The organism is Bacillus cereus group sp. BfR-BA-01379, from assembly GCF_022663605.1.
GTDB lineage: Bacteria > Bacillota > Bacilli > Bacillales > Bacillaceae_G > Bacillus_A > Bacillus_A mobilis.
Map to the genome: position 1 here is coordinate 1 of NZ_JAKUFT010000059.1, position 12,771 is coordinate 12,771.

Sequence of the window (12,771 nt, forward strand, 5' to 3'; positions counted from 1 at the left end):
TCCAATCATTGCTTATAGACTGCATTTCATGACTCAAATGAGTTGCTTCTATCGAATCAAAATGTAAAGAGACGGATCCTTTTTCTGTGAATTTAAATGCATTGGATAATAAGTTTTTAATAATTTGTTCAATCCGTTTTGCATCTGTATAAAACAGATCAGGAATCATATCACTGTCTTTAACGGTAAATTCGACATTTTTTTGTGCAGCGATATGTAAAAAGTTTTGCTGCATACTTGCTGCCATGTCACTTATATTAGTTGCTTCAAAAATCACATCTAGTTTCCCGGCTTCTACTTTCGATAAATCTAGTATGTCATTAATTAAAGTAAGTAAATCTTTCCCTGATGAATGAATGACAGTTGCTAATTCAATTTCATCATCGGATAAATGATTATCATGATTTTCTTTTAACATTTCAGATAATAGTAAAATACTATTTAACGGTGTGCGTAATTCATGTGACATATTTGCTAGGAATTCTGATTTGTATTTTGAGCTACGTAATAACTCACTTGCTTTTTCTTCTAATTCTGATTTAGTAATTTGTAAGTCAGCTGTCTTTTGCTCCGCCTCTTCCGTTCTAGACTCTAATTGTTCATTTGTTGTTCTTAATTCTTCGGCTTGCATTTGTAGTTCCTCAGCTTGCGTTTGCAATTCTTCTGATTGAACTTGCAACTCTTCCGTCATCGCTTGTGATTCATGTAAAAGAGTTTGAATTCGCATACGTCCCATAATACTATGGATTGTTAAACCTAGATTATCAACAGTTTGTTGAATTAAATCTTGATGCAAGTCTGAAATCTCAGTTACACTTACTAACTCCATTACTGCAATCACTTCATCTTCAAATAAGATAGGGATAACTAGTAGGTTTTGAGGGCGTATTTCTAATAAGCCGCTAGTGACATAACGAAATTCTTCTGGTATTTCTCGAAGAACAAAGCTTTGCTTTTCTAAAGCACATTGCCCAATGAAACCTTCACCCATTTTAATGGATTGTTTCCCAATATCAGAACCTTGATCGGCGAAAGAAGCTTTCTTCACATAGTAAACAGTGTCTTCAATTTCTTCACGTACATAAAATGCACCACAAGAAGTTTGCGTTTTTTGTATAATGCCGCTCAGAATTTTATTACCTAACATTTCGATAGAAGATACACCTTGATACTTTAAAATTAACTCTGCAAGCTCAGTTTGTAACCATTCTCTTTTAGATATTTCGTCTAGTAGATGGTTCGTTGTATGAGCCAAATCTTTTATTTCATCCCGCGTATTTACATGAATTCTTTCCGTAATTTTTTCTTTAGAAGAAATGGATTTAATAGCTTGAATTACATTTTTAATCGTTTTTGTAATGGAATTCGAAATATAGAGTGAAATGATAATAGAAATAAAAGAAAGTAAGAACAATAAACTGTATAACCAAAGCTCTAATTTATTATTTTCAGTATCTAATTGTGCAGCTCTTTTCTTCGTTAGTTGCTCCTCAACACTACGGAAGTTCGTTACCTGCGATTGTAGTGACTGAATTTGAGTTGTGTCGATTGCTTGTACGTTATTACTATTGCTATTTGTAATAAGTGGGTGAATCTCTTTATTAATCCAACTAGTAATGTTTTCATTAATCTGTTTTAACTTTTCTTGCTGAGAGGGGTTATCCGCTAATAGAGCAAAAAGATCTTGATAATGTTTTTCGTAATCCTTTTCCGCAGCGTTAAGGGATTGAACGTAATTTGCATCATTAGAAGTGATAAATCCTTTCGCTTTATTTTCAATTGTTAGCAATTCTTTCTCTACTTGATTCGTTAAATTAAGAACTTTAAAATCGTGATCAATAATAAAATTACGAGATTTTTGTAAATTAGAAATCTCATTGTTTAGCATAATGAAAGAAATAAGTAAGAACAAAATGATAACTAAATAACCAGCCATAATTTTGTAGCGAATACTAAATTTTGCTTTCGAGTTCATTAAAAATTCCTACCTTCAAGGTTATTAAGAGTTTTCAATCGTAAAGAATGAAAAACGTAATATATATTATATCAGTTTTCGTAAGGCCAAACTAGAAATCCCCCTATTGTATTAGGGGGTCTCGTTTTGAATTGAGGAGCTCATTTTGAAATATAAAAACATATATGAAAAGTAACAATCGAGGGAATAGGGGAATCATAAAACTTTTAAGAAGGAAAGAGTGTTCTTAAAGCTTTTTTTGCATCTATTCCTTCAAAGATAAATAATACAAGTTCTTTCTTTTTGACAGTAAGGAAAAAAGATACTAATGTGCTTAAGTTTTTAATAGAAGTAAGTGTTCCGTGTTTACCTATAAATAAAGTTGTTTGAAATGTTGTCATCAAAGCATAAAAATGATGAATCTGCGTTATTGTAGGTGTTTCATTATAAAGAATAGTAGTAGATTGGATTGCATTCATTGAAATATTCCTTTCCATATAGTAAGCATAACAATATAAACATACCCGTTTTAAAAAATGTTAAACATATAAATAAGAAAAAATATAATTATAGTTTTTTATGTTTAGAAAGGGTTACGGAGGGTATACATAAACTACAAAGAGATTGACTGAAGATGAATTGTAAGATTTCTAGTCTATAAAAATATACTTTTACTTTAAATAAAAAGGAGTCTGGTATACATGAATGAACTGATGATTGATATTACATTTGATTTAATTTACTTGTTAAGTAGTTCGCTTGTAATGCTTTTACTATTCGCTTTTTTCATAAATGGTTATGTTAATAAGAAGATTAGTGTATACAGAAATGAAGAAAGATAAAGATACATTATATAAAACTTTAGGAGGTTAATAGTTATGAATGTAGATAGAAAAATAGTAGGTGTTTTTAGAACAATCGATGATGCGGCATGTGTTATTAATGAATTAAAAGGTAAAGGATATCCAGCTGATAATATTTCAGCTATTGCAAAGGATCAAAAGGAAATTGAACATCTGGAAGAAAAATCGGGTGAAAAAGTGAATCATGAAACCGCACATAAAGCGGATATCTTTTCAGCAACAGGGCTTGTGGCAGGAGGAGTAGCAGGCGGACTCGGGGGTTTATTAACAGGTCTTGGTATACTTGCTATTTCTGGAATGGGTCCAATCGTAGCGGCAGGACCTATCGCAGCAGCTATTGGAGGAGCCGGTATTGGCGGAGGAGCTGGAAGTTTAATAGGAGCATTTATCGGCTTAGGAATCCCTGAGGAACATGCTAAGAAATATGAAGAATACATTTACGATGGAAATATATTAATTTTAGTAGATGCAAAATTAGATGATAAGTTAGAAATCTATAAAATATTTGATAAGCATAATGCGTATAACTCTGATTTCTTTAAATAATATGTACATCACTAAACATAGTGAATATCGTTTTTGATCTTACCAATTTGGCGCGGCCGAGGAGTCGTATGACTATAAGAGAGGAAGGGCTTATAGTAAAAGATCAAGTTCTATTCTGGTATTTAAAAGGAAAGAGGTGCCTTTTCGTGATTGTAAAAATAGTAAAGGATAGTAGTAATAGTTTCCTTTGTACAGTTCAAAATAAAAATGGAGATCAGTATGTGAAGAAATGGTTTCGTAAACAGAAAAACAAGGAAGAAGTAGGGCGACCAACTTTTAAAGAAGTAGAAAAGGATTGGAAAGAAAATAGAGAATCATTTATGTATCCAAATGTAAAAGCGCTTTATTGAACATAATGGGCGTTTTATTCTTACAAAATTGTCACACTCATGTAAGGTAATTCAATAGATTCGTTGCTTGTTCCATGTCATAATAAAGACATAAGAAAGCTTATTCAAACTACAACTTATTAGGAGAGTGTCAGTCATGATTGTAACAACAACGTCTGGAATTCAAGGTAAAGAAATTATTGAGTATATCGATATTGTAAATGGTGAAGCTATTATGGGTGCAAATATTGTCCGCGATTTATTCGCTTCTGTTCGTGATGTTGTCGGTGGTCGTGCTGGTTCTTATGAAAGCAAGCTAAAAGAAGCTCGTGATATCGCAATGGATGAAATGAAAGAACTTGCAAAACAAAAAGGTGCGAACGCTATCGTTGGTATTGACGTAGATTACGAGGTTGTTCGTGATGGAATGTTAATGGTTGCTGTAAGTGGTACAGCTGTACGTATATAAGTAAATAAAAAACAGGCTCACCCCTTGAAGTTTATGCTTTGAGGGGATGTTTTTTGTTTCATGAATAAAGTTAACATGAAGAAGAGCTGATGGATTTTTATAAATGAAAAATAAGATGAGAGTGAATGTACTAACTCGCTAAAATGATAAGCTGAAAAAAACTATACTGTGCATATGTTGAAAATAGGAAAAGGGTTATTGTAAAAAATGCTAGGAGTGCTCTCCTAGCATTTCGTGAGGGGGTATTGCACGGGAATTTAGATAATAAGCAGACACACTTGCTTATCTCAAATGTAGTATATATTGTTTTCAAAGAGAAAAGTAAAAAATACAACAATCTTTATATATGTTTAACGAAGTTGTTAATTTTATGACAAATAATAAAATTGTTATTTGAGGTAAGAAGAGAAATAAATGGTATGAATAGCTTTAGAGAGTGTATAGTTGATAGAAATAAACGATTGAGCATGTAAAGAGTTATATTACATAAAATTTATAAAGGATTGGAGGCGATTACATTATGTTTTGGTTAGGGTGCTTTTTAGGATACATTGTAGGTTCTGTCATTACATGCGCTCTACTTTACTATGGGTATAGATCCAATGAAAACAAAAAAGCGAATATACAAAAGAGGGAGGAGAGGAAAATCAATCAAAAAGGTGTATAGGATGTGGAAGGTAGGGTGATAGCATTGGTGCAAAAATAAAGGACATTACATATTGTATATGACTACGATGTAATGTCCTGATTATTCTTTTTGGATTATGAAAAGTTATCTCCTGTCTTACTATAAATTTCATAGGCGAAATAACCAAATAGATAGCCTATTCCAGATCCTAAACTCACTGAAAGCAGGGAGAAGTCCGGGAAAAACATACCGAAAATCAAACCGATTATACAGCCAACAAGCATTCCTATAGGTATTAAACTGTCTAATAAAATTTGAGCCTCATTTGATTTTTTCTTACCCAATTTGCCGTTCTTATATTTATGCTCTAATCTTTTTATTACAAATACTACAATTCCACCAACTATTAAAACAGGCGTGATTGCCGAAATGAACCACATGTTAGAAGCTCTTTTCGTTTTTAACTAAATTATACCATATATTAACATTTTTAATTTAAGCGGAGACAAGATCTTCTGCATTTCTTTTTCTTTTGTTCATAACTAAAGTTAATAGGAATAAAAGGAAGCTTAAAAATGCCATTATAATAAAAACTTGCGTATAACTATTAAAATAGTCACGAGCGATTCCTGCTAGGACAGGAATGAATCCGCCCATAATATATCCTCCTGACTGCATCATAGCAGTCCATGCACTCGCATCTTCTGAAGTTTTTGTTTCATATAGCGGCAGCATGAGAGCGAGTGGAAATACGCCGCCGAGCCCGATACCTAGTAGGATAGAAGGGAGCCATGGTGTAGTTAATGGGTAAATCATAAGCGATAAACCTCCGAGTACAAAGCATATGCTCCCTAATAACCAAAGTGTCCTGTTTTTATAAATATCCGCTAATGTTGGAATTAAAAAACTACATATCATTTGAATGACTGTAAAAACAGTTATAAGAGTACCCGCTTGATCGCTACTTACACCCATACTTTGATTTGCCGGCGCAAGCCAAGTCGTAATAGAGTAAAATATTCCTGATTGTAATCCGAAAAAGATTGTAAATAACCATGCTTTTTTATTTTTTAAAGGTAAGCTATTATTCTTTTTATTTTGTGTACTCGTATTCTTTTTTCGTTTCATAACAGGATACCAAAATATAATGGCGATAATCGTAAGTACACCCCAAAAAGCGAGTGCCATATTCCAAGATCCTTTTAATACATGTTGTAAAGGAATCGTTAACCCTGCACTTAAAGAAGCCCCAGTTCCCATACCAACTGAATATATGCCAATCATTAAGCCGATTTTCGTAGGGAATTTTTCTTTAATAAAACCTGATAGTAACGGACCTGCAAGTGCAATTCCAATACCGATAAATAAAGCGCTCATGAATAATGTTGAAATGGAAAAGGTAAAAACCCTCATACATGTTGCCAAGCCAATTAAAATAAGACAAGCCATAATTGATTTTTCTGCCCCGTATTTCTTAATTACCTTCCCAGTCAGTAAGGCAAATGTCCCCATACAAAAAACAGGAATAGCTGTTAAAAAACTAACGGAGAAATTGCTTATGTGTAAGTCTTGTCGGATTGTTTCTAATAAAGGTGAAACAGATGTAATTCCGATACGTAAATTAATGGAAACAAAAAATAGTGCTAGTATATACAAATAAGTTCGTTCTTGATGTTTCAATTTTATTTTCTCCTCTCTTAAACATCAGATGTTATTGAGTATATCATCTGATGTTTGTGTGTAATAGATAAGGAGCTTATTTCAGCTCCAAATTTTGAATAGCGTATGTTCGTGCCTCTTCAGTATTTTGTTTTAAAATCGCTTGAAATAACTTTTCATGAATGTCAGAGTTATCTTCATAGTTCGCGGTATTTAATATGAATTGGCTTAAAATGTGACGAAGGGCAGGTACGAAAGATTGATACAAATCAAGTAGAACTTCGTTTTTACTCGCCTTTGCAATGGCTAGATGAAACTGAATGTCTGCATCTATGTATGCTACATAATTTCCTTCTTGAAGGGCATTTTTTCTTTTACTCAAATGTCCTTTTAAGTATAAAAGATCCTCGTCACTTCGGCGCTGTGCCGCTAACATCGCTACTTCTTTATCTAACATATTTCGTGCTTCATACACATGATGTATATTAGCTGCTTGCAGTCGTTTTTCAAATGAATCTTGCGTTGTATTGAGTGAGACAATACGAGTACCTTGTCCTTGTCGAACTTCTAATATGCCAGCATGTACTAATATTTTTATGCTTTCTCTCAGCGTTGAACGTCCGACCCCTAACTCTTCCATTAATTGCGGCTCTGTAGGGAGGCGATCGCCAACTTCATACTCGCCAGAAAAGATTTTCTCTTGTAGACGTTCTAGCACTTCATCGACTAATTTCCGCCGAGAAACTTTTGAAAAAGATTTCTTTTCGTTCATATTCATCTGCTCATCTCCTGTTATATTCGCTTTTATGATAACCAATTTAAGTTCGATTGACAATGTTATTTTTTAGGTAGTTGAAGCCAGGATACTAAAATAGGGTTTATAAGAAATAAAAAAATCTATTTTGAAAAAATCAATCAAAATAGATCCTTCAATTGCATTTAATAACTCGTCAAAAACACTTTCCCTTTCGTTTTCTCAGCAGACTGCACGAAATCAACTGCTGCTTTCACATCCGCTAAGTCATACGTAGAATGTACCGTCATAAAACGTAATTGCTTATTTTCAACTAAGCGAATTAAGTGACGAAACGTTTCTTGCCATGTATATGGTGACACTTCATTATTCCAATGTCGTAAATGAAATATATTCGCGTGCACTTTTGCTTTCGTGACAATCTCTGCCCAGTTCACTTGTATTCCTGATAGAAGACCGATTGTTAAAAAGTGACCGTTTGGACGTAAGGAGAAAGCTAATGCATTTCCATCCGGTCCTCCGATAGAGTCAATCGCAGCATCTGCACCAATCCCGTTTGTTAATTCCATAACTGTTTCATAAAGAGTGGCAGTGGAAGTATCAATTACATGTGCAGCACCAAGGCGCAGTAATTCTTCTGTATGCTTATTATTTCGTGTAACAGCAATTAATCGGAAGTTTAAAATTTGTGATAACTGTGCAAATAGATGTCCAATAGCGGACCCACAAGCATTCACTAATAAAACGTCATTACTCTGTAAGTTTAACGTTTCTGTACAAGTAACCCACGCCGTAAGAGGATTAATATACATTTGCGCCGCTGTGAAATCATCAATGGAATCTGGAATTGGGACTACAAAATCAGCTGATGTCTTCACATACTCTTGCCAAGTACCTTCCCCGCGTAACGGTAAAACACGTTTACCGATAAGCTCTCTCGTAACGCCAGCACCTACATCTTCTACAATACCAACACCTTCATAGCCAGGTATGTTAGGTAACGGAATTCTATGAGCGTACGCTCCCGTAACGGGAATTAAGTCAGATGGATTAATCGGTCTAACTAACATACGAACGAAAACTTCATTATCTTTTAATGGCTCTATATTTTTATATTCCACTTGTAATACATCTTTTGGGTTGCCGAACTTGTGAAATTGAATGTGTTTTCCGCGCACGATAAATGTTCCCCCTTAGTTTGATTGGGTTTATTATAGCATTTTCAATTTAAATGATTATTTCATTAGCACTAAGTAAAAGGGACCAGAAAGTCGACGTTTATACTTTGAGGAGATTTTGATTGTGCAAACTTTTAAAATATACATTAATTATGTAGCATTGTATGGATTGCTGAATAATAATCTTACATAAACATCAATGCATTTCGATATACAATAATTCATATTTGTATTTGGTAATGAGGATGAAGAGGAATAAGTGACTTATCCCGCTATTTGTGGGAGTCGGGCTATATGTAAAAGCCTTCACTTTATCAAAATGTAAGTTGCATCTTGTATAATGTAATGGTGGAGGTCAGATATGAAAAAAATTAGTTTAAATATAGATTTGGATACAAATGTATTGGAAGTGGTATTTATTCCAAGAAGGTTTATTATTTTATGGATTACACTCGTATATATAGCTTCAATACTTTTAGAATTTCGTAATAATATTTTCTCTATGGATAGTTTTTTCTTTACAATAGTCATTGTTATTCATACTATTTTTCATTGGTATGCGAGTTCATTAAAAAATAGGCAATTGTTGTACTTCTTTTTTGTACAACTTTTCATTGTGTTTTTGGCTGCGTTTATTGCAACAAATGCTTCGATAGCGATTTTTGTTGGATTAACTCCTATTTTAATCGCTCAAAGTTTATATGTTTATAACAATATATTTAAAGTAATGGCAGTTTTTACTCTTATGTATGCAATATTTTGTGCTGCAATTAGTATCAATTATGGTGTGAATAAATTAGCTATTCTTATTTCTATGTTTCTTTTAGTGTTAGCAATTATTATTCCTTTTTCTTATATTAATAAGCAGCAATTTGATGCACGTAATCGTATACAGAGCTATATTCAAGAGTTAGAGTCTGCATATATGAGAGTGGAAGAATTGACATTAGCTAATGAAAGGCAGCGTATGGCAAGAGATTTACACGATACGTTAGCGCAAGGTTTAGCAAGCTTAATTATGCAATTGGAAGCGATAGATGCCCATATGCAAAAAGGGAATACAGGACGATCTCAAGAGATTATGAAACAAACTATGATAAGAGCGAGACAAACTTTACATGATGCAAGGTTGGTTATTGATGATTTGCGTCATACTACTAATTCATTTAATGGAGCAGTAAAAGAAGAGGTTCAACGTTTTTCTGAAGCTACGTCTATACATGTGAGATGTACTATCCAAAGTCCACCGTATATTTCAAGCGTAGTAAAAGAGCACTGCTTATATGTAATTAGTGAATGTTTAACAAATATCGCAAAACATTCACAGGCAGCAGATGTAAATTTAAATGTTGAATATATCGATGATCTTGAAAAACTTACTATTGAAGTTGAAGATAATGGAATTGGTTTTGACACTAGATATATCGGTAAGAATCCTGGACATTATGGTTTAATTGGTCTAAATGAGCGTGTTCGATTGATTAAGGGAGAAATACATATATTGAGTGAAAAGATGAAAGGTACGAAAGTGTATATTCAAGTGCCTATAAATAAAGAAGGAGATAGCCATGAAGCATAATGTATTAATTGTAGATGATCATTTCGTTGTAAGAGAAGGTCTGAAATTAATAATAGAAACGAGTGATTTATTTCAAATTATAGGTGAGGCTGCAAACGGAGAAGAAGCCATTTCTTTCATAGAAAAGAAGAAACCTGATGTCATTTTAATGGATTTGAATATGCCTAAAATGAGTGGTTTAGAAACAATTGAGGCTTTGAATGAAAAACAAAACCATACGCCGATTATTATATTAACTACTTATAATGAAGATGAATTAATGTTAAAGGGAATTGAGTTAGGGGCAAAAGGATATTTGCTAAAAGATACGGATCGAGAGAATTTGTTTCGAACATTGGAAGCGGCTATTCGAGGTGAGATTTTACTACAACCAAATATTATGGAAAAGATAGTGAAGTATAAAAGGAAAGAAGTACATGCTGATAAGGTTGTAGAAAATAACTTAACGGTTAAAGAATTGTTTGTGCTGAAAGCTATTGCGCGGGGATATAAGAATAAAGAAATTGCATTTGATATGGGAATAGCTGAGCGAACGGTAAAAGCATATTTAACAAATATATACAATAAATTAGGTGTTAATTCACGGTCAGAAGCAGTAGCTGTATCTATTGAAAGGAAGTTGATTCATTTTTAAAACATTATATATGCCCAATCGTACATGAAAGGCTTGCCCTTTTGTACGATTTTTTTATTTCTTTCTCATGTTATGCTTCAGAAAGTATGAGAGATTTAAGAACAATCTAATTGCATTACAATTATAGACGTTTCTAATGTAGGAAAGGAAGAAGAATAAGTAAATGGAAACTTTGCTTTTAATTCCTGTATTAATTTTCTTTATTTGGCTGCAAAGCAAACAAAGAAAATTAAACTGGATAGATATTATAGCTTTTCTCATGATGATAGGGATTATTACTTATATGGCGCCGCATCCAATGACTAGGGATTTACAAGCAGAGTTACTGGCAGTTACGCTTGTTTCTTTCGCTATTGGTGTTTGGCAAGGTGGGGGAATTACAGTCTGTTATGAGGATGAAATTTTATATATTACAAATGGAAAACAGTTTTCCATTTCATGGATTCTCTTAATAATTGGCAACATAATTATTATTAATATATTTGAAGATGGATTTACATTTAATGGACCGTGGTTTCTTTTGTGTAGTGTTGTCATTACATCTGGGGTGAAAACCAGTATTCTATGTGTTCTGTACAAATTAACAGTGCGAAATTGAATAGGAAATCAAAGCTGTTTTCTTTTATCCCAACATAAAACGTATTGCTGTAAGCTCATTAAAAGACTGTAGTTGATAAAAAAATGAGAAGGAAGTATTGGAAGAATGGGGGAGTTAACGTAGATGTTTCTACCTATTACTATATTTGATAGGTTTAGTTGGCTGGGGAATGTTGCTTTCTCTTCAGAAAAGACTAGCAGAAATCGAGCACTTTCGAGGGCAGAAGAAAGCAATGTTAATTTGTGTGAAAATAAATGTAGAGATTCAGTTAATAATATTCATCAAAAAATAAATGTGGATGCTTTGGAATATAGTAATAATCGTATATGGGGCCGTGCAGAACCTCATTCAACAATTATCATAACAAGTGGTGATATGTATGTTGGAAGCGGACGAGTTAATAAGTATGGAGAATTTAAAATATATACAAATGATTATCTGGAAGAGTATTTGGTACTAGAGATTCAGTTGATAATGGGTGGTTTTTATCAAGAGAGTATAATGGTAAATAAGATAGGATTATTTCTTTTTTCAGCTAAATAAAAAGGAAGCAACCGTAGTTGCTTCCTACATCAATTAAGCCGAAGCTCTCTTCATTCTCTCAAGTAAACTAGATAACACATGCGTACGATATGATTCTAGTTTTTTACCTTCATAAGTACGAATACCTAATTTTTTAAGTTCTTTTACATACCAACCTTTGCTTCCGAAATACATGTAATCGCTCCCCTTCAACTTTGTTTTTATTTGTTCTGATTGTACTTGGAGGTACAGGTAATATAATGAAGGAAATGAATTTCGCGCGAAAATGGTTAACTTTGTTGCAAAAGACATATATACTAAGGATAGTATATAACGAGGTGGGCAAGACGTGATTATAGAGAAGCACGAAATTCAAATTGACCAAATTACGAGCGGTAAAGTGAATATCTTTACTTTCTATAGAAATAGAAAGCAAGTTGATGATCATTTTTTACGATTGCAAGAACCATCGCTTACAGCAAACTACTTCTTCCATTTTCATTTTGATGCAGAGAGCTTGCATCTACTGCAGGAAGAGTTTCCAAGCGTATATCCGTACAACGGTAGTGAAACAATTCACGACTGGACGGAAAAGATGAAAGCAGAATTGCAACATCAGATCCAAACAGGAAAATGGAATAAGCGCGTACGTATCGGTAATCGCATTCTAGATGTGGTGTTTACGTGGTGTGACGAAGATATAGTAGAGTAAAAAGAAGCGGATGACGCTTCTTTTTTTAGCGCTGGAATAAAACGAGCTTACCTGCAGAAGATGTGCAGCGATGTGTTTTTTCGTACAATCCTTTTTCTTGTAAAATAGATTCACCTTTTGCTTTCGCTTCTTTTTCAGTTGCCGCCTCGAATGATTCGTCTAATGCTTTTGAACCATCTTTTTCAAAGACTGTTAGAACGTATACTCCCATGAAAATTCCCTCCAATAATAAAAATCAGAATCTTATAACTATTTTGGCATAAATCGCTAGAATATGCAAAGAAATATATGACATTGCGTGTTAAAATAAAGGGGAAGTTTTATGGGCACTAGATTTACTATTCGT

Annotated in this window: 17 protein-coding genes; 9 read left to right on the plus strand and 8 right to left on the minus strand. The window is 33.4% G+C overall.

From position 1 onward, the window contains the following. Together MR113_RS19725 and MR113_RS19730 are read right to left on the minus strand one after the other, a co-directional pair. The coding region (locus MR113_RS19725; RefSeq protein WP_242256355.1) for a CHASE3 domain-containing protein at positions 1 to 1,975 on the minus strand (1,975 nt) is incomplete at its 3' end. A 206-nt stretch (positions 1,976 to 2,181) separates the two neighbouring features. Next, on the minus strand, positions 2,182 to 2,433 hold the full coding sequence (locus MR113_RS19730; RefSeq protein ID WP_000991709.1) for a hypothetical protein: 252 nt from the start codon (positions 2,431 to 2,433) through the stop codon (positions 2,182 to 2,184). Positions 2,434 to 2,655: 222 nt separating this feature from the next. Between MR113_RS19730 and MR113_RS19735 the strand changes: the two genes are divergently transcribed. The 4 genes from MR113_RS19735 to MR113_RS19750 all read left to right on the plus strand — a co-directional run bounded on the left by MR113_RS19735 (position 2,656) and on the right by MR113_RS19750 (position 4,161). Continuing rightward, on the plus strand, positions 2,656 to 2,796 hold the full coding sequence (locus MR113_RS19735; RefSeq protein WP_001004256.1) for a hypothetical protein: 141 nt from the start codon (positions 2,656 to 2,658) through the stop codon (positions 2,794 to 2,796). Positions 2,797 to 2,832: 36 nt separating this feature from the next. After that, positions 2,833 to 3,363: a general stress protein gene (locus tag MR113_RS19740; RefSeq protein WP_242256357.1), complete on the plus strand. Its 531-nt coding sequence runs from the start codon at positions 2,833 to 2,835 to the stop codon at positions 3,361 to 3,363. Between the two features lie 146 nt (positions 3,364 to 3,509). Further along, positions 3,510 to 3,713 (plus strand): DUF4028 family protein, encoded by a 204-nt coding sequence (locus MR113_RS19745; RefSeq protein ID WP_061674059.1) that lies wholly within the window; start codon positions 3,510 to 3,512, stop codon positions 3,711 to 3,713. Positions 3,714 to 3,849: 136 nt separating this feature from the next. Then, a complete protein-coding gene (locus tag MR113_RS19750) occupies positions 3,850 to 4,161 on the plus strand; it encodes a YbjQ family protein (protein WP_000637510.1) in 312 nt (103 codons plus the stop codon). A gap of 762 nt (positions 4,162 to 4,923) precedes the next feature. Here MR113_RS19750 and MR113_RS19755 read toward each other — a convergent pair. The 4 genes from MR113_RS19755 to MR113_RS19770 all read right to left on the minus strand — a co-directional run bounded on the left by MR113_RS19755 (position 4,924) and on the right by MR113_RS19770 (position 8,380). After that, positions 4,924 to 5,229 (minus strand): hypothetical protein, encoded by a 306-nt coding sequence (locus MR113_RS19755; RefSeq protein ID WP_242256359.1) that lies wholly within the window; start codon positions 5,227 to 5,229, stop codon positions 4,924 to 4,926. Positions 5,230 to 5,284: 55 nt separating this feature from the next. Continuing rightward, on the minus strand, positions 5,285 to 6,475 hold the full coding sequence (locus tag MR113_RS19760) for an MFS transporter (RefSeq protein ID WP_242256385.1): 1,191 nt from the start codon (positions 6,473 to 6,475) through the stop codon (positions 5,285 to 5,287). Positions 6,476 to 6,545: 70 nt separating this feature from the next. Then, the gene (locus tag MR113_RS19765) at positions 6,546 to 7,226 is read right to left on the minus strand and encodes a FadR/GntR family transcriptional regulator (protein ID WP_088028904.1); all 681 of its coding nucleotides are present in this window, start codon (positions 7,224 to 7,226) and stop codon (positions 6,546 to 6,548) included. A gap of 161 nt (positions 7,227 to 7,387) precedes the next feature. Further along, the gene (locus MR113_RS19770; protein WP_242256361.1) at positions 7,388 to 8,380 is read right to left on the minus strand and encodes a zinc-dependent alcohol dehydrogenase family protein; all 993 of its coding nucleotides are present in this window, start codon (positions 8,378 to 8,380) and stop codon (positions 7,388 to 7,390) included. Positions 8,381 to 8,741: 361 nt separating this feature from the next. Between MR113_RS19770 and MR113_RS19775 the strand changes: the two genes are divergently transcribed. From MR113_RS19775 to MR113_RS19790, 4 genes are all read left to right on the plus strand, one after another. Further along, positions 8,742 to 9,959 (plus strand): sensor histidine kinase, encoded by a 1,218-nt coding sequence (locus tag MR113_RS19775; protein WP_151631422.1) that lies wholly within the window; start codon positions 8,742 to 8,744, stop codon positions 9,957 to 9,959. Next, positions 9,949 to 10,593: a response regulator gene (locus MR113_RS19780; protein WP_242256363.1), complete on the plus strand. Its 645-nt coding sequence runs from the start codon at positions 9,949 to 9,951 to the stop codon at positions 10,591 to 10,593. Before MR113_RS19775 ends, MR113_RS19780 begins: the two co-directional genes overlap by 11 nt. A gap of 163 nt (positions 10,594 to 10,756) precedes the next feature. After that, a complete protein-coding gene (locus tag MR113_RS19785) occupies positions 10,757 to 11,191 on the plus strand; it encodes a hypothetical protein (protein WP_098871519.1) in 435 nt (144 codons plus the stop codon). A gap of 123 nt (positions 11,192 to 11,314) precedes the next feature. Next, positions 11,315 to 11,734: a hypothetical protein gene (locus MR113_RS19790; RefSeq protein ID WP_242256365.1), complete on the plus strand. Its 420-nt coding sequence runs from the start codon at positions 11,315 to 11,317 to the stop codon at positions 11,732 to 11,734. Between the two features lie 33 nt (positions 11,735 to 11,767). Here the strand turns inward: MR113_RS19790 and MR113_RS19795 are convergent, their stop codons facing one another. Beyond that, on the minus strand, positions 11,768 to 11,908 hold the full coding sequence (locus tag MR113_RS19795) for a YflJ family protein (protein WP_000273537.1): 141 nt from the start codon (positions 11,906 to 11,908) through the stop codon (positions 11,768 to 11,770). Between the two features lie 154 nt (positions 11,909 to 12,062). On the opposite strand from MR113_RS19795, the gene MR113_RS19800 reads away from it, so the two are divergent. Next, on the plus strand, positions 12,063 to 12,425 hold the full coding sequence (locus MR113_RS19800) for a hypothetical protein (RefSeq protein ID WP_000582797.1): 363 nt from the start codon (positions 12,063 to 12,065) through the stop codon (positions 12,423 to 12,425). A 25-nt stretch (positions 12,426 to 12,450) separates the two neighbouring features. On the opposite strand, the gene MR113_RS19805 is transcribed toward MR113_RS19800, so the two are convergent. Continuing rightward, a complete protein-coding gene (locus MR113_RS19805) occupies positions 12,451 to 12,636 on the minus strand; it encodes a YhzD family protein (RefSeq protein ID WP_000539551.1) in 186 nt (61 codons plus the stop codon). Between the last annotated feature and the right edge of the window lie 135 nt (positions 12,637 to 12,771).